General features: G+C 44.0%; 14 protein-coding genes. 11 read left to right on the forward strand and 3 right to left on the reverse strand.

Annotation, left to right across the window (positions count from 1 at the left end; translation table 11 throughout):
- Window positions 1-78 precede the first annotated feature (78 nt).
- The 5 genes from F894_RS11040 to F894_RS11065 all read left to right on the forward strand — a co-directional run bounded on the left by F894_RS11040 (window position 79) and on the right by F894_RS11065 (window position 4,497).
- The gene (locus tag F894_RS11040) at window positions 79-435 is read left to right on the forward strand and encodes a hypothetical protein (protein WP_034438312.1); all 357 of its coding nucleotides are present in this window, start codon (window positions 79-81) and stop codon (window positions 433-435) included.
- A 1-nt stretch (window position 436) separates the two neighbouring features.
- Entirely contained in the window at window positions 437-2,170 is a 1,734-nt protein-coding gene (locus F894_RS11045) for a PepSY-associated TM helix domain-containing protein (protein WP_005247676.1), read from the forward strand.
- Window positions 2,167-2,505 (forward strand): DUF3325 domain-containing protein, encoded by a 339-nt coding sequence (locus F894_RS11050; RefSeq protein ID WP_005103916.1) that lies wholly within the window; start codon window positions 2,167-2,169, stop codon window positions 2,503-2,505. The genes F894_RS11045 and F894_RS11050 overlap by 4 nt, the downstream gene beginning before the upstream one ends.
- 97 nt (window positions 2,506-2,602) lie before the next feature.
- Entirely contained in the window at window positions 2,603-3,127 is a 525-nt protein-coding gene (locus F894_RS11055) for a tetratricopeptide repeat protein (RefSeq protein ID WP_005247678.1), read from the forward strand.
- A 195-nt stretch (window positions 3,128-3,322) separates the two neighbouring features.
- Window positions 3,323-4,497 (forward strand): IS3 family transposase gene (locus F894_RS11065; protein WP_155756644.1). Its coding sequence is split into 2 segments (ribosomal slippage): window positions 3,323-3,557 and window positions 3,557-4,497, totalling 1,176 coding nucleotides; the frame shifts between segments, so codons are not numbered across the junction.
- Between the two features lie 45 nt (window positions 4,498-4,542).
- Here F894_RS11065 and F894_RS11070 read toward each other — a convergent pair.
- Window positions 4,543-4,998 carry a hypothetical protein gene (locus tag F894_RS11070; RefSeq protein ID WP_005247682.1) on the reverse strand — a complete coding sequence of 152 codons (456 nt, stop codon included), beginning with the start codon at window positions 4,996-4,998 and terminating at the stop codon, window positions 4,543-4,545.
- Window positions 4,999-5,227: 229 nt separating this feature from the next.
- Here F894_RS11070 and ahcY point away from each other — a divergent pair, with 229 nt between their 5' ends.
- The 6 genes from ahcY (at window position 5,228) to F894_RS11100 (ending at window position 15,180) form a co-directional block, all read left to right on the forward strand.
- Window positions 5,228-6,610, forward strand: coding sequence for an adenosylhomocysteinase (gene ahcY / locus F894_RS11075; protein WP_004645731.1), 1,383 nt, complete (start codon window positions 5,228-5,230; stop codon window positions 6,608-6,610).
- A gap of 182 nt (window positions 6,611-6,792) precedes the next feature.
- Entirely contained in the window at window positions 6,793-7,629 is an 837-nt protein-coding gene (gene metF, locus F894_RS11080) for a methylenetetrahydrofolate reductase [NAD(P)H] (RefSeq protein ID WP_005247683.1), read from the forward strand.
- A gap of 37 nt (window positions 7,630-7,666) precedes the next feature.
- Window positions 7,667-8,377, forward strand: coding sequence for a 16S rRNA (uracil(1498)-N(3))-methyltransferase (locus tag F894_RS11085; protein WP_005247684.1), 711 nt, complete (start codon window positions 7,667-7,669; stop codon window positions 8,375-8,377).
- A gap of 176 nt (window positions 8,378-8,553) precedes the next feature.
- Window positions 8,554-11,430, forward strand: a complete 2,877-nt coding sequence (locus F894_RS11090) for a putative bifunctional diguanylate cyclase/phosphodiesterase (protein ID WP_005247685.1) — start codon at window positions 8,554-8,556, stop codon at window positions 11,428-11,430.
- Window positions 11,431-11,570: 140 nt separating this feature from the next.
- Window positions 11,571-13,850, forward strand: a complete 2,280-nt coding sequence (locus F894_RS11095) for an NADP-dependent malic enzyme (RefSeq protein ID WP_004280528.1) — start codon at window positions 11,571-11,573, stop codon at window positions 13,848-13,850.
- A gap of 94 nt (window positions 13,851-13,944) precedes the next feature.
- Window positions 13,945-15,180 carry a multifunctional CCA addition/repair protein gene (locus F894_RS11100; RefSeq protein WP_005247686.1) on the forward strand — a complete coding sequence of 412 codons (1,236 nt, stop codon included), beginning with the start codon at window positions 13,945-13,947 and terminating at the stop codon, window positions 15,178-15,180.
- A gap of 83 nt (window positions 15,181-15,263) precedes the next feature.
- On the opposite strand, the gene epmA is transcribed toward F894_RS11100, so the two are convergent.
- Both epmA and F894_RS11110 read right to left on the reverse strand, forming a co-directional pair.
- On the reverse strand, window positions 15,264-16,238 hold the full coding sequence (gene epmA, locus F894_RS11105; RefSeq protein ID WP_005247687.1) for an EF-P lysine aminoacylase EpmA: 975 nt from the start codon (window positions 16,236-16,238) through the stop codon (window positions 15,264-15,266).
- Entirely contained in the window at window positions 16,235-17,302 is a 1,068-nt protein-coding gene (locus F894_RS11110) for a 4-phosphoerythronate dehydrogenase (RefSeq protein ID WP_005247688.1), read from the reverse strand. Before F894_RS11110 ends, epmA begins: the two co-directional genes overlap by 4 nt.
- Window positions 17,303-17,359: the final 57 nt, after the last annotated feature.

Genomic DNA, 17,359 nt, shown 5'->3' on the forward strand with positions numbered 1-17,359 from the left:
CAACCCATATTTAAAATCTAAACAATAATTGTTATCATTATCATTAATTACTTCATAAGTTTGTAAATAGAATTTTCGATGATGAATAGTCCGAATATGCAAGCCATAGCGACTGGAACAGTTACTGCACCGAAACCATCAAGCAAAAATAAAGTCAAAGCAAATATGCTGGCTTATCGTGGGATGATTTTATATCGCTTTATTCTGGCGGGTGCTGGCGGTTATCTACTGGCTACACTGGCAACGATCTTGATTGCCCAGCTTTTTATCGACAGTGGAAGCAGTGCAGCCATGTCCGCCACCCTGATTGGCTTTAGCTTGAATGCTGCTGCATTTATCTGGGTATTTATGGTGAATAAGACGCTCAAAGCTACGCTCGGGATCGCGATTCCCGGTGTTTTACTCTATATCGCCTATAAGCTTTTAGGAAATTGAGATGAGAGTAGATGCAAAACCCGAAGGTCCACGCCAGTCGATGTCGTGGTTGCATACTTGGGCCAGTCTGATTTTAGGCTGGCTTTTATATGCGATTTTCTTGACCGGAACCTTAAGCTTTTTCCAGAACGAAATTACCGTCTGGATGAAACCGGAATTTCATCAATCAGTTCCACCAAAGACTCAAATCGAACAAACCCGTGTGGCACTGGCTTATCTGCAACAGCACCATCCGGATGCTGGCAGCTGGGCAATCCAGCTTCCTAACTCACGCCAAAATACCACCACCCTGACTATTCGTAGTGCCGGCGAAGATCCACGTGCCCGTCGTGGCGGTACCCGCGTGACGATTGACAGCGCCACCGGCGAAGTTTTGCAAGCGCGTGAAACACGCGGTGGTTCATTCTTATACCGTTTCCACTTTGAATTGTATGGTTTGCCAAGAATCTGGGCGCGCTGGATGGTCGGCGTTGCGACCCTGCTCATGCTGGTGGCAATCATCAGCGGTGTCATTACCCATAAGAAAATTTTCAAGGATTTTTTTACTTTCCGTCCCGGCAAAGGTCAGCGTTCATGGTTGGATGCACACAATGCTACTGCGGTATTTGCCCTGCCCTTTCACATCATGATTACCTTCAGTGGCTTATTATTATTGCTTTTTACCCTCATGCCCTGGGGCGTAAACCAGATTTATGAAAATCGTGGTGCTTTCCTTCAGGATCAACGTAAGAGTTTGGTTCAAGACAACAGTATTCAGGCTGAATCCCGTGAAAGCCATAGTGAGAGCAAAGAACGTCGACCGCAAGCTGAGAGAGAAAATCGTGGCGAGCGCGGTGAAATGTCTGCACGCAGTGAAGGTCGCCGCTCTCGTGATGAAATGCAAGCTGCACCTCCTGCACCGTCAACCGATCTGGCTCCGATCTTGGCAACAGCCGAAAAAGAATGGAAAAATAATCCAGTTGGCACGATTACTATCATCCAGCCAAATACCCTAAAAGCAGAAATTGAGCTTCGTGCCTTAAACGGAGTCAGCGTAGCTTATCGCAATGTTTATCCGAGCCTTGCTTTCAATGGTGTGACCGGTGATTTAGAGCCGGATCAAACCACCCTGAAAACGCCTTCAGTCGCAAATGGTATCTATAACATGTTCACCACACTACATGAAGCACGTGGCGTGGATCTGGCGTTACGCTGGTTATTGTTCATGTCGGGCGTGGTCGGCACCTTGATGATTGCCACCGGCTTGATTCTATGGTGTGTCAAACGTGCACCACAGCAACAGAAGCAAGGCTATAAATCGTTTGGTTATCGTCTTGTGGAAGTCACCAATATCGCTGCCATTATTGGTTTACCGATTGCCTGTGCTGCCTATTTCTATGCCAACCGTTTTATTCCGACAGACATGGACATGCGTCTGAACTGGGAAATTCGTAGCTTCTTTATTGTCTGGTTGCTGACGTTGCTTTATGCCATGATTCGCACTCATCGTCAGGCCTGGCTGGAACTATTACTGCTTGCCACTGCCGCATTTACCTTGCTCCCAATCGTGAACTCTATGACCGGCGGTCAGGCGATCTGGAACACCATCATGCATGGTCAATGGGTCATTGCTTCTTTTGATCTGGCGATGTGGGTGCTTGCGATCTTGTTCTGGTTTTCATTTAAAAAAGTGAAAAACCATAAAGGCTTGTCGCCTAAAAAAGCCAAGGCTGCTTTCAAGGAGAAGCAGGCATGATGTTCTTCTTATTGATTTGGGCTTTAACTTCACTGGGTTTCTTTGCACTTGCAATGTCGATGTCCAAACATCAAAAACAGATTTTTGACACAGAACTCAACCCTAAAAAAACACAACTTGCGACTATTCTGGGTTGGGTATTGCTCATAATTGCCCTGATTCTGTGTCTGTTAACAGGATTTGCCAGCAATATGATCAGTTACTGGCTGGGTAGTCTAACTTTTGCAGCACTGGTGGTCGGTTTAAGTCTGAGCTATCTGGCAAGTAAAATTAAAGTGATCGTAATGTTCTGTGTGTTCATCGCTTCGATCTCAGGGATTATTTGCTTGATCTAATCATTTGATTGACCAATCTCTTTAAAAAGCTGGCCTTCGGATTGGCTTTTTTGCTTTAAACCTTTTAGTCTACGCACAATATTTTTGAGATGTTGATATGATCCAGCGTGTTTCTCTCCCTGCTGCCCTAACTAATCTTGCCTTAGCCGGTAATGCTGAAGCGCAATTTGAACTGGCTGAGCTGTATATGCAAAGCGAGCATGATGATGACATCATTCTGGCTGAAGAATGGGCATTGAAAGCTGCCAACGGCGGGCTGGTGGATGCAATGTACTGGTTAGGTGAAGGTTATACCGTTTATGCCAAAGAATTAGCAGAAGAAGATCCGGAAGAATCCAAAGCTCACTTTGAGTTAGCGTATTACTGGTTAAGCAAGGCCAATATCGAGAAGCACCCTGCTGCGACTTTAGAGCTGGCCGGTTTCTACCGTCGTGGTGATGTGATTGAAAAAGATGTAGAGAAATCGATTTCTTTAGTCAAACAGGCTGCGGAATGGGGCGAAGTTCAAGCGATGCGTGATCTTGCTTTTATTTATGCCAATGGTTTAGGTGTAGATGGCGATGAGGAACTAGCTGAGTTCTGGACCCAAAAAGCGCATGCTGCCGAGCAAGAAGCTAAATAAAACGAAAAGCCCGTCAAATGATGGGCTTTTTATTATCATATATGATTCACAATAAATTCTATTTCCTTTATTAAATAATCTAAAAGCTCATTTAATCCAATCAAATCATTAAGCCTCATAACTGATCCTAGACAAAATAATGGACAGCACGTCCCTCTAAAGATAACGTAACTTTAATCTTTGGAGATTCAAGAAATGGCTAAACGTTTTAGTCCCGAATTTAAACAGCAAGCGATTGATTATGCACTTTCAAACTCACACGAGTCTGTAGCTGCAATCGCCCAGAAATTAGGTGTGGGTTATTCAACATTAGATAAATGGATTCGTGAAACCAATCCGGCAGGTTCAAGCAAACGTCAACTTTCACCAGAACAACAGCGGATCGTGGAATTAGAGAAAGAAGTCAAACAGCTCAAGGAAGCCAATGACATCTTAAAAAAAGCGCATGTGTACTTTCTAACAGATCATGCCAAGAAAAGTACACGGTAATTCAAGATCTAGATATGAATGAAGTCACCGTATCTTCTGCCTGTAAATACCTAGGTGTCAGCACTTCAGGCTATTATGCCTGGCGAAAACGTCAAGCCAATACGGCACAGAAATATAATGACTTAAAAGCCGTATATTGGCAGCATCATGCACGATTGGGTGCACCTTCATTAGTACATGACATGCATGATTTAGGTTACAACATGAGCGAACGTACTATTGGAAGGATGCTAAAAAAGCTTGGTTTACGTAGCAGGATTGCGCGTAAATACAAGCATACGACTGATTCAACCCATCGTTTGCCTACAGCACCCAACTTGTTGGATCGCCAATTTACAGTTACTCAGCCTAATAAAGTCTGGACAACAGACATTACCTATATCCGCACTAAAGAAGGTTGGTTGTATTTATGTGTGATGCTAGATTTATTTAGCCGTCGTATCGTGGGGTGGCAAACCAGCCATCGAATAGACCGCCAGTTGGTGTGTGATACGTTTAACTATGCAATGGCTCGTCAGGGTTATCCAACTGGTGTTATGGTTCATTCCCTTGCGAAGCAGTGCTTCTCAGGTTCACAGTACTGTAGTCGTGATTTTAGAGCGCTGTTACTGAAAAATGATTGTACTCAGAGTATGTCTAGACGTGGAAACTGTTGGGATAATGCAGTGACTGAAAGCTTCTTTCATACATTAAAAGGTCATGTGGTACATGGCAGTGTGTTTTCGACTCGAAAAGAGGCGAATGCGGTCTTGTTTGATTATATTGAGATTTATTACAATCGGGTCAGAAGGCATTCTGCAAACGGCTGGTTAAGTCCAGAAGCCTTTGAACAGAAATATTTCAAGAATTTAGAGGGATCGATTGTCCACGATACTGTCTAGGATCACAAACACTATAATTACTATGATCTATTTTTTCTTTCAATTTTAATAAGGCTTTCGTTCTCTCTGTTTCTGCATATTTATAATCCTCCCTCTTCGCATTGATGCGTATTTTTTTAATTCACTAATATCATGAGATAAGAAAACGATATATTTATCCTTTATTAGTGTAGGAATTGAATGAGCAATTAAATTTCTAACAAATAAGTTCTTCTCAACTTTCCCCAATAAATAAATTATTTCACCATTCAAATGCTTATGTAATTCTTTCACATTTATAAGCTGTGACAAAGGTAAGGTTCTCACTTCATCCTTATATGTAGGTATTTCTACATATGTTACGAGCCTCTTGAGATGCACCTCCAACCTATTAAAATTTATAAGTAAATCTATGATCAATAATTTACACCCAGTTTTTAGCTCACAGTGTCCAAGGAAATCCAGTGGTTTATCTTGGATCAGCACATCGATGGATTTTGTAATTTCCTCTAAGTCATCCATTCTTCTTCCTTAGTATATTTTTAAGTCAATGTATTTGTATCGGATTTTATATAACTTGGCTATCACTTTAAATCCAAGTACAATACGGCGCTAGTCGAGGGATGCTGCGACGTTTTACAGGCACTAAATGTAAAATCGCTAGGCTCGACCATCGGTCAGACATTCGTTCTGATCAACAACGGCATCCGCGAACAGAACGATCCAATCTATTTTTTCCTAGGAGATCCTGATGAACGCGGTTACTGCTTCATTTACAGATTACAAAGTTGCTGATATTTCACTTGCTGATTACGGCCGTAAAGAAATCAAACTTGCTGAAGCTGAAATGCCAGCCCTCATGGGTCTGCGTAAACGCTACTCGGCAGCAAAACCACTTGCAGGCGCGAAAATTCTCGGCTGTATCCACATGACCATTCAAACAGCTGTTCTTATTGAAACACTGGTTGAATTAGGCGCAGAAGTTCGCTGGACTTCATGTAACATCTTCTCGACTCAAGACCATGCTGCTGCTGCTATCGCCGCTGCGGGCATTCCTGTGTTTGCTTGGAAAGGCGAAACTGAAGAAGAATATATGTGGTGTCTTGAACAACAAATCAATGTAAATGGCACGCCTTGGGATGCCAACATGATTCTTGACGATGGCGGTGACTTAACGCTACTTGTTCATGAAAAATATCCAGAAGTGATTGCAAAAATTCACGGTGTAACTGAAGAAACAACGACAGGTGTTCAACGTCTGTACGAAATGCTTCGTGATGGCACTTTAAAAGTTCCTGCAATCAACGTAAACGATTCAGTAACCAAGTCTAAAAACGACAACAAATACGGTTGCCGTCACTCACTGAACGATGCAATCAAACGTGGTACAGATATGCTTTTATCTGGCCGTCGTGCGCTTGTAATCGGTTACGGTGACGTAGGTAAAGGTTCTGCACAATCACTTCGTCAAGAAGGCATGATTGTACGCGTAACTGAAGTTGACCCAATCTGTGCAATGCAAGCATGCATGGACGGTTATGAAGTTGTATCTCCATACAAAAATGGCGTGCAAACTGGCAAGAAAGAAGACATCAATGTTGACCTTCTTCAAAACACTGACCTTATCGTAACTACAACAGGTAACTACCACGTATGTGACGCTGCAATGCTTGATTCATTAAAAGCTGGCGCAGTTGTTTGTAACATCGGTCACTTTGATACTGAAATTGATACAGCTTACCTACGTGGCTACAAGTGGGTTGAAGTTAAACCTCAAGTACACCAGGTGTATCGTTCAGAAAATGAAAATGATTACCTGATCCTTCTTTCTGAAGGCCGTTTGGTGAACCTTGGTAATGCGACTGGTCACCCATCACGTATTATGGATGGTTCATTTGCCAACCAGGTATTGGGTCAAATGCATTTATTCGCTGAGAAATTTGCTGATCTTCCAGAATCTGAAAAAGCTGCACAAATTCGTGTAGAACTTCTTCCTAAGAAATTAGATGAAGAAGTTGCTGCTGCGATGGTTGCTGGTTTCGGTGGTGTCTTGACTCAATTGACTCAAGAACAAGCGGATTACTTAGGCGTTCAAGTTGAAGGTCCATTCAAGTCTGATGCTTATAAATACTAATTAAACTCCACCCTCTCCCTAACCCTCTCCCATAGGGAGAGGGAACATTCATTACCAAATGTATGTCATCGAGAGTAAATCCTCTCCTGAGCGTGCTTAAAGCACTGCTTTGAAGCTCAGCGCAAGAGAGGATTTAGGAGAGGTAAAACTAATTAAAAAGTATTTATAAAAAGGATTTGAACATGTCTAAACAGATTCCAATTTCATTTGAATTCTTCCCAACCAAAACTGATGTAGGTGCGGAAAAACTCAAAGTTGTGCATCAAGAGCTACAACTCTTAAATCCAGAGTTCTTCTCTGTGACCTATGGTGCTGGTGGTTCCACTCGTGAACGCACCCTGTCTACTATCAATGACTTTAATGGCAAAGGCGCACCTGTTGCCCCTCACTTGTCTTGTATTGGCGATGACAAAGCACGTATTGCTGAACTTCTAGACCTGTACAAATCTCAAGGCATTAACCGTATTGTTGCCCTGCGTGGTGACTTGCCTTCAGGCCAAGTGGGTTTGGGTGAATTACCTTATGCAGCTGATCTGGTTCGTTTTATCCGCGAACATTCAGGCGATCATTTCAAGATTGAAGTCGCAGCTTATCCGGAAATGCATCCTCAGGCTGAAAGCTTTGACAAAGACATTCAGCACTTTGTTGATAAAGTTAATGCGGGTGCCAATGCGGCATTAACCCAGTTCTTCTTCAATCCAGATGCTTATTTCTACTTTGTAGATCGCATCCAGAAAGCAGGAATCGATATTCCAGTTGCGCCAGGCATCATGCCAATTACCAATGCCAGCAACCTGATTCGCTTTGCTGATGGTACCGGCGCTGAGATTCCACGCTGGATTCGCAAGCAACTGGCAACCTATGGTGACGATACTGCTAGCATTAAAGCCTTTGGCCATGAAGTTGTGGTTAAATTCTGTGAGCGTCTGCTTGCAGGTGGTGCGCCAAGCTTGCATTTCTACACCATGAACACTACTGACCCTACCCGTCAGCTGGTCACCGATCTTGGTTTAGCTTAAGCCTTTTATTTCACCGATTTTTTGAGTAGAACGATCAATGCCACGTTTTTATATAGATGCTGATTTAACTGTTGATGTCAGCCTTGAGCTTACGGAAACTGTATTTCATCATTGGGTAAAAGTTTTACGCGCGCAAGTCGGTGAAAGCGCGACCCTGTTCAATGGACAGGGTGGCGAATATGACGTGACTTTAACCGAAGTTGCTAAAAAATCAGCCACCGTCTCGGTCAATGCATTTAGTCCTGCCAATCGCACACCCAAGTTTCAGGCTTTACTCGGTCAAGTAATGAGTAAAGGCGACCGCATGGATTATGCGATTCAGAAAGCAGTCGAACTGGGCGTATCCGAGATTCAGCTGCTGACTTCGGATCGCTGTGAGATGCGTTTAAAGTATGATCGTGATCAAAAAAAGCTAGATCACTGGCAAGGCGTTGCTATTGCGGCTTGTGAACAATGTGGTCTAAATATTGTACCCAAGATTTTAGCGCCCATCTCCCTGGAAAAATGGCTGGACACTGAACTACCCAACACCAAACTGGTTTTGGCACCCAATAAAGATGAAACAGATGTACTGGCAGAGGCGACCTTGGATCTTGCCCTTCTAATTGGCCCTGAAGGTGGTCTGAGTGAGGCAGAAATTAGTGCCGCAAACCAGAAAGGTTTTCTTAACTGGTGTATCGGCGAGCGCGTCCTGCGTACCGAAACTGCTCCTGTTGTTGCCCTGTCAATTTTAAATTATGTGCTTTAGTTCATCGGATGAGTAAAAATTTGTCTTTAATTTTGTTGATTTTTATTTTTAAGACATCTAATCTCGACTAAAGAATAACAAATACTTATTAATTAATTTCACACATTTCCTGGGGTTTTTATAACAACAATGCACAAGGACAAAACCGTTTAGGATGAATACAGGCATTGAATCACATGGTTGATAATCAGGACGACTATATTCAGCAACATTTACATGATGCTCAGATTGCGAACACGCTTCGCCATAGTCGCTATTTTTTGCTCAGTATAATGGTAATTTGCCTTTATATTTTTTGTATTTATCACATTCAATATAGTCCTTCTAATACGTATTTTAATACCTGGTTTATTCTGACAGAACTCCTGGTCAGCATGTGCTGGCTGGTGAGTACGCTGTATTTTAAACCTGAACACTATAATCAAAAAAGTGCACACCGCTGGTTACAGATACAGAGTCTGGCTGTTGGGATCAGTATCGCGGCAGGTATTTTTACGATTTACTATTATTTGCCACAGACCAATCCTGCATTTGAAGATATTGAAGCACTGACCTTGTCTGCCTTATTGCTGATTGTTACCCAAACTTTTGGTTTAACCTACCTGACCCAGAAACTGAGTTATTTCTGTCTGGCATTTCTACCGTCTTTACTGCCCTTTTTATTGTCGCAAATTTATCATATAGGTCATTCCAATCCTTTCTTTGCCCTGGCCTTAAATTTCGCCATGATTGTGATTTTGCTGTGCGCGACGAGTAGTTATCGAATTCACAGCCGTACCTCACGCCTGTATGCGGAAAATGATATTCTGGTGAAAAATGCCGAACAGCAAGTGCATTGGACTGATGAACTGTGCCAGCAACTCAAAACTGAAGTTAATAAATCCAAAGATATTGAACTGCAATTACAGCTCAGCAATCAATTGCTGGAGCAAAAAGTACGGGAACGTACCTATGATATTGAACAGATCAATCATGACCTGAAGAATCAGCAGCAAAACCTAGAACTTGCACATGAAATTGCCGGTATTCGGCCATGGGACTGGAATATTCAAGAGCGCAGCATCACCTTAACCAATCATAAAGACGAAAAGATTCTGCGCGATTCCAAAGATCACCATCTGCAATTACAGTATCTGATTCACCCTGAAGATCTGGACTATTTTAAGCGCAATATGAAACAGCATTTGCGTGGCCAGATTGAACGCTATGATGCTACTTACCGGATCAAGCTCAGTGAAGGTGGCTGGAGTTGGGTGCATGATATTGGCCGGGTGATCAGTCGTGATCCTAAAAATAAAAAACCCTTGCGCATGGTCGGTATCCGTCGTGATATTCAGCAGGAACGTCTTTCTCAAGAACGTTTAAAACTGGTGGCCAGTGTACTAGAACAGGCTGCGGAAGGCATTTTTATTCTGAATCCTGAATTAGATTATATCGATGTCAATCCTCACTATGAATACCTGAGCGGTTTTGAGCGTGACGAAATTATCGGTAAATCCTTATTTGATATTGCGGTGCAAAATAAATCCCAGCAACGTACTTTTCAGGCCAATATTGTCAAACAGATTCAAAAGATTGGCTCTTATGATGGAGAGGTTTATGCCAAATTTCTGTCTGGCAAAGAGTCGACCTTATGGCTGCATATTAATGCCGTGACTGATGATGAAGGCCGGATTACCCATTATATTGGCATCGTATCAGATCTGACTGAACGTAAATTACAGGAACAGCGCCTGTCCTATCTGGAAAATTACGACACACTGACTGACTTGCCGAACCGCTTTTATTATAACTATCAGCTACATCAGTATCTGGTTTCGCAAAAAGACTCGATTAAAGAGATGGCTGTGATTCGGCTTAATATCGACCGTTTCCGCCCATTGAATGAATATCTATCCAATAACGGCGGTGATGAACTTCTACGCCAGGTGGCGCAGCGGCTGCGCATGACCAATGCAGAAGCGCTATTTGTTGCACATCTAAACGGTGATGATTTTGCGATTCTCTATGAAATTTCACATATTCGCCCTTCAGTTCAGCACCATTGTGAACGCATTGCTCAGGCCTTTAGCAGACCGTTTAATATTTACGGTCAGGATCATGTGATTACCCTGTCCATGGGCGTGGCATTCTATCCGGATCATGGCCGTCAGCTGGATTATTTAAATAACTGCGCCGAACAGGCATTGAACGAAGCCAAAAATCTCGGTGGCAACACCATTCATTTTTATTCTAGTGAAAATAATGCGTTACAGAATAAAGGGGTTTTCCTGGAACGGGATTTGCGTAAAGCGATCCAGAATAATGAGCTGGTGGTGTATTATCAGCCAAAAATCAATTTTAGCGATCAAAGCATTTATGGCTTTGAAGCGCTGATTCGCTGGAACCATCCAGAAAAAGGCATTATTGCACCCGGGCTGTTTATCCCCTTAGCGGAACAGACCAGCCTGATTTCAGACATTGGCCGTCTGGTGATCCAGCAGGCCGCTAAACAGATTCGCCAATGGAATGATCTGGGCTTTAATCATATTTGTGTATCAGTCAATATCGTGGCGCAGCAATTGCGTCGTGGTCAATTACTTGATGATCTGGACCAAGCCATTGCAGACAACCATATTTCTGGCGCCAGCCTGGAGCTGGAAATTACCGAATCTTCTTTAATTGAAAATTCGGAAGCGGTCAAAAACCTGCTGAATGAAATTAAACAGCGACATATTCATATTGCCCTAGATGATTTCGGTACAGGTTATTCTTCTCTCTCCTATCTTGCTGATTTTCCAATTGATACCTTAAAAATTGATCGCAGTTTTGTTTGCAAGATTGGGGAAAACAAACAGGCAGCGATTGTCAGCGCCATGGTGGCCATGGGTAAAGCCATGGGCATGACCGTGGTCGCGGAAGGGATCGAGACTGAAGAACAGCTAGAATATCTACGTGATTTAGACTGTGATATTGCCCAGGGTTACTTATTTTCCAAACCGCTTCCTGAGCAGGATGCAACCACTTATTTAGTGCGAGACAAGACACATCAGACTTATATATCTCAAGTCTAAGTCCATACCCGAGCACAATAAGTTTGTTGGAAAAACGGCCGTCTTTGTCTGTCCGAACTGGCTAACAAATGGTATATTCAGGAACATAAATAAATTCTTTGCCCGCTGACCGGGTAATCTTTACAACGATCGAGAGACTGATGGACGAACAATCTTTAAAGCAACAGGCCCTTTATTATCACGAATTTCCTACCCCGGGGAAAATCAGCGTTACACCAAGCAAACAATTGGTCAACCAACGTGACTTGGCCCTTGCTTACTCGCCTGGCGTAGCTGCACCATGTCTTGAGATTGAACGCGACCCTTCAACTGCTGCATTGTATACGGCTCGTGGTAACCTGGTTGCTGTCGTGACCAATGGTACTGCCGTGCTTGGCCTGGGTAATATTGGTCCTTTGGCTTCTAAACCTGTTATGGAAGGTAAAGGCGTATTATTCAAAAAATTTGCTGGCGTTGATGTATTCGATATCGAAATTGCTGAAAATGATCCAGACAAAATTGTGGATATTGTCGCTGCATTAGAACCGACTTTCGGCGGGATTAACCTTGAAGATATCAAGGCGCCAGAGTGTTTCTATATCGAGCAAAAATTGCGTGAACGCATGAATATTCCGGTATTCCATGATGATCAGCACGGTACTTCGATTATTGTGGGTTCTGCACTTCTCAATGCGTTACAAATCAACGGCAAAAAAATTGAAGACATCAAGATTGTGGCTTCAGGCGCGGGTGCTGCTGCACTGTCTTGTTTGAATCTGCTTTGCGCTCTGGGTGCTAAAAAAGAGAACATCATCGTTGCCGATTCACGCGGTCTGCTGACTACGCATCGTGAAGGCCTGGATGAATCCAAGAAAGCCTATGTACAAGACATCGAAGCTACTCAGCTCGGTGACGTGATTGCGGGTGCAGACATGTTCCTCGGTCTTTCTGCTGCGGGCATTCTGACCAAAGAAATGGTCAAGGTCATGGCTGAAGATCCGATCATCTTTGCCTTGGCAAACCCGGATCCAGAAATTCTGCCTGAACATGCGCATGAAGTACGTGATGACGTGATCATGGCAACTGGCCGTTCTGACTATCCGAACCAGGTGAATAACGCACTGTGCTTCCCGTACATCTTCCGTGGTGCATTGGACGTTGGTGCAACCACCATTAACGAAGAAATGAAAATTGCCTGTGTCCACGCGATCGCGCGTATGGCACACGTTGAAGCTGATGCGGCGACTTATGGTGAAAAATCTGCATCATTTGGCCGTGAATACCTGATTCCGGGACCACTGGATCAACGTTTGATTCTAGAAATCGCACCTGCTGTTGCACAAGCAGCCATGGATTCTGGCGTGGCAACACGTCCAATCACGGATTTCTCGCATTATCGTCAACGTTTGTCTGAGTTTGTCTACAACTCTGCATTCATGATGAAACCGATTTTCGAACAAGCCAAATCTGATCCTAAACGTATTGCTTATGCGGAAGGTGAAGACCTGCGTGTACTTCGCGCAGTTCAAATTGCGGTAGATGATGGTTTGGCAATTCCAATTCTGGTGGGTCGCCCAGCTGTAATTGAAGCCAACATTAAAAAATTGGGTCTGCGTCTTGAAGATGGCGTGAATATCACGATTGTTGATCAGGAAAAGAACCCGAACTATGAAATGTTTGCAGACGATTATTACAACATCATGCAGCGTAAGGGTGTAACGCCTGAATATGCACAGCGTGAAGCACGTCGTCGCTCGACCCTGATCGCAGCGATGCTTGTGAAACATGGTATGGCAGACGGTATGCTGTGTGGTACGTATTCAAGCTACGACATTCACCTGGACTTCGTCAGCAACATCATTGGCAAGAAAGATGGTCATAACACTTTCTTTACCCTGAATGCCTTGATGCTTGAAGACCGCAACCTGTTCATTGCCGATACCTATGTCAACACCAATCCAACGGCTGAGCAGCTGGCTGAAATGACCATTCTAGCCGCTGAAGAAGTTCGCCGTTTTGGTATGACACCACGTATTGCCCTGCTGTCTCACTCAAGTTTCGGTTCAGACCAGCATGATGCTAGCGCGCAAAAAATGCGTAAGGTATATGACATCCTGTCTGAAATCGCGCCTGAGCTGGAAGTTGAAGGTGAAATGCACGGTGATGCTGCTCTGGATGAAAACATTCGTCAGTTTGCATTCCCGAATTCACGTTTCAAAGGCTCTGCAAACTTGCTAATCATGCCGAATCTAGATGCTGCCAATATCTCGTTTAACCTGTTAAAGGCAACTTCAGGCAACAACGTAACGATTGGTCCAATTCTTCTAGGTGCTGCGAAACCTGTGCACATCTTGACACCGACTGCGACCACGCGTCGTGTGATCAACATGACTGCACTGACTGTTGCAGAAATCCAGCAAGCGGAACAAGATGCACTTTAAGCCAATGACAAGATAACGACGCATCAGCCTCGTTTCTTAACTTGAGAAAACCTCTATTCTGTAGCATGATGCTTCTAAGAATAGAGGTTTTTTCATGCAAGTTTATTTAGTAGGCGGCGCAGTTCGAGATCATTTGCTCGGACACCCCTATCACGAAAAAGATTATGTGGTCGTTGGTGCAACTCCCGCGCAAATGCTTGACTTAGGCTATCAGCCCGTAGGCAAAGATTTCCCTGTTTTTCTACATCCCCAAACAAAAGAAGAATATGCACTGGCGCGTACCGAACGTAAATCTGGCGCCGGTTATCATGGTTTTGAGTTTCATACCGATGTCAGCGTTACGCTAGAGCAGGATCTGATTCGTCGCGATTTGACCATTAATGCCATGGCCATGGATGATGCCGGCCAGGTTTATGATCCCTATGGTGGTCAACAGGACTTGGAAAACCGGATTCTACGTCATGTTTCCGATGCCTTTATCGAAGATCCATTGCGCGTACTGCGAATAGCCCGTTTTGCTGCCCGTTATACCAGTGCAGGCTTTGTGATTGCCGATGAAACCTTGGCATTAATGCAACGCTTGACTGAAACCGGTGAATTAAATGCATTGATACCAGAACGCGTCTGGAAAGAGACTTCCCGTGCATTATCCGAACGTCATGCTGATGTGTATTTTGAAGTATTACGTCAATGTGGTGCTTTAAAGGTACTCTTCCCTGAGATTGATGCCTTATATGGCATTCCACAACGCCCAGAATATCATCCGGAAATTGACTGCGGCATTCACACGATGATGTCCTTGCAGCAGGCGTGTCGTCAAAATTATAGTCTGGATGTACGTTTTGCCGTTTTAGTGCATGACTTAGGAAAAGCTTTAACGCCGGTTGAAGAATTACCGCGACATATCATGCATGAAGAGCGTGGCATCAAGCCAGTGAATGAACTGTGTGACCGTTTAAAAGTGCCGACGTATACCAAGCAGCTGGCTTTGGCGGTGTGCAAAGAGCATCTGAAATGCCATCAGGCCTTCAATCTTAAGCCGGGAACCTTATGGCGATTATTGCAACGTCTGGATGTGTTACGTCGCCCTGAACGTGTCGAAGCTTTCGTCCAGGCGTGTGAATGTGATTCACGTGGCCGTCTAGGTCTGGAAGATCGTGCTTATCCACAAGCACAATATGTCCTCGATGCCATGCAAACCGTACGCGCCATCAAGGCACAAGACCTGCCTGCCGATATTCAGGGTCCGGATATTGGTGAAATGCTGATTGAACGACGGATTCAGGCACTCGGTGAACTCAAAGCACAACAAACCGTAGCGATTGAATAATAAAAAATCACCCTCGGGTGCTTTTTTAATAGCTTAATTTCTCTTTATCACAAAAGGAATTAAGAAATATTGGATCAGTACCATCAGGAAATATCTGCCGGAAAAGTAATCACTTGCTCCAGTTTCATTTGATTGGTTGCAATCATCAACAAACGGTCAATTCCAAGGGCAATTCCAGAACATTCCGGCATATTCGGTAAAGCTGCCAATAGATATTTATCGATCGGCATGACATGCAAGCCCAGCTTGGCCCGTTCTGCATTATCCGCCTCAAAGCGCGAACGCAATACGTCGGCATCAATCAGCTCATCATAGGCATTGGCCAATTCTAAACCTTCGATATACAATTCAAAACGTGCGGCGACCAGTTCACCATCTTCATCGGTTCGGGTTTTGGCCAGTGATGCCATTTCAGGGGGGAAATCAATCAGGAATACTGCAGTATCAAAACCCAGACTAGGTTCAACCATATGTGAAAATAACAGGTCGATATAACCGAGACGATCCTCGCCTAAATCCAGATTGAGTCCAACGCGGCGGCAGCAATCTTTCAGTTCCTGTAAAGTGGCTTGAAGTGGATTGAGATCCAGACGATCCATGAAAGCATGTTTATAGCTTAGAATGGTCGGACGGATTTCGCCAAAACGTGCTTTCAAAGTCACATTCAGCAAATCCGATACTTCAAACATCAGATCTTTTAAGCTAAATCCCGGGCGATACCATTCCAGCATGGTGAATTCGCTATTGTGCTTGCGTCCATGCTCATCATTGCGGAAGACCTTACAGATTTGGTAAATGGGTCCACTACCACTGGCCAATAAGCGCTTCATAGCAAATTCGGGTGAGGTCTGCAAATAATGCGTATTCAGTTTACCCAGCACATGGCGCTGTGCCTGTACCGAGGCTAAATGCACATCGGTCACACCAGCTTGAGACAAAATCGGTGTTTCCACCTCTAATACATCCCGCTCAGCGAAAAATTGACGGATTTGACGATATAAGGTCGCCCGTGCACGCATGGCTTGAAGGTCACAAGTGGGTTGATACGTCATCGTCATGCCTTCGGCCCACCATGTGCTGCCCACTCACGACGCAGCGGATAGGTTTTACGTAAATGATCAAATGCCTGCTGATCGATTTTGCCTTCTTTGAGACAGGCACGTAGATTGGCATCATCACGAGCAATGTCATAAATTTGGGATAAATGCTGTTGCAATGCCATTTTTAAATCCTGCCCCTGAAAAAACTGCTCACAGATAGGCAGCTGGGATTCAAACTGTTTATTGGCTGCAAAACCGAAAGTTTGACAAAAAGCTTCGTAAATCATCTGGGTACCACGTGCCTTGCCTTCCAGGCTATAGCCGGCAATATGCGGAGTCACCAAAGTCACCAGATCCAGAAGTTCTGCTGAAATCAGCGGTTCGTGTTCAAAAACATCCAAAATTACGGGGCGTTGTGTCGCTTTAATATCTTGAATTAAGGCAGTTTCTTCAATCACTGGCCCACGCGCTGAGTTAATCAGGATCGCGTCAGGCTGCATTTTTGCCAACGCAGTAGCATTAAATAAATGATAGGTTGGATATATACCTGTTTTGGTTAAAGGGACATGAATTGAAATTGCCTCCGCCTGCTGCAATAATTCATGAAATTCAACTTGATCAACCTGCTCTCTTTGCACCAAAGGATCATAGCCAATCACGCGCCAGCCCAAGAGCTTCGCCATGTAGGCCAATCGGATTCCAACATTACCCAAACCGACAATACCCAAGGTAAATGTCGCATTGGCATCGAGTAATTCAGGACGTACCTGCAATAATGCGGTAATGACATATTCAGCCACTGCTTGCGCATTACAGCCGGCTGCATTACTCCACTGAATCCCATGTTGTTCTAATGCAGCAATATCCAAATGATCTGTACCAATGGTGGCACTGCCCACAAATTTGATCGAACTATTCTGTAGCAGTACTTCATTGACCTGAGTCACTGAACGTACCAGCAAGCTATCGGCATCTTTGACATCATCTGCGCTTAAGGTTCGCCCTGCACGATGTTGAATATCACCAAATTCGGAAAAGAAATAATCGGTAAATGCCAGATTTTCATCTGCGACAATTTTCATAATGAAATCCATATGATGCTTGGGCGTATGATAGCGCGTTGGCGCCTCTGACTCTAT

The sequence above is a fragment of the Acinetobacter sp. CIP 51.11 genome, assembly GCF_000369665.1.
In the GTDB taxonomy this organism is placed as follows: Bacteria; Pseudomonadota; Gammaproteobacteria; order Pseudomonadales; family Moraxellaceae; genus Acinetobacter; species Acinetobacter lwoffii_S.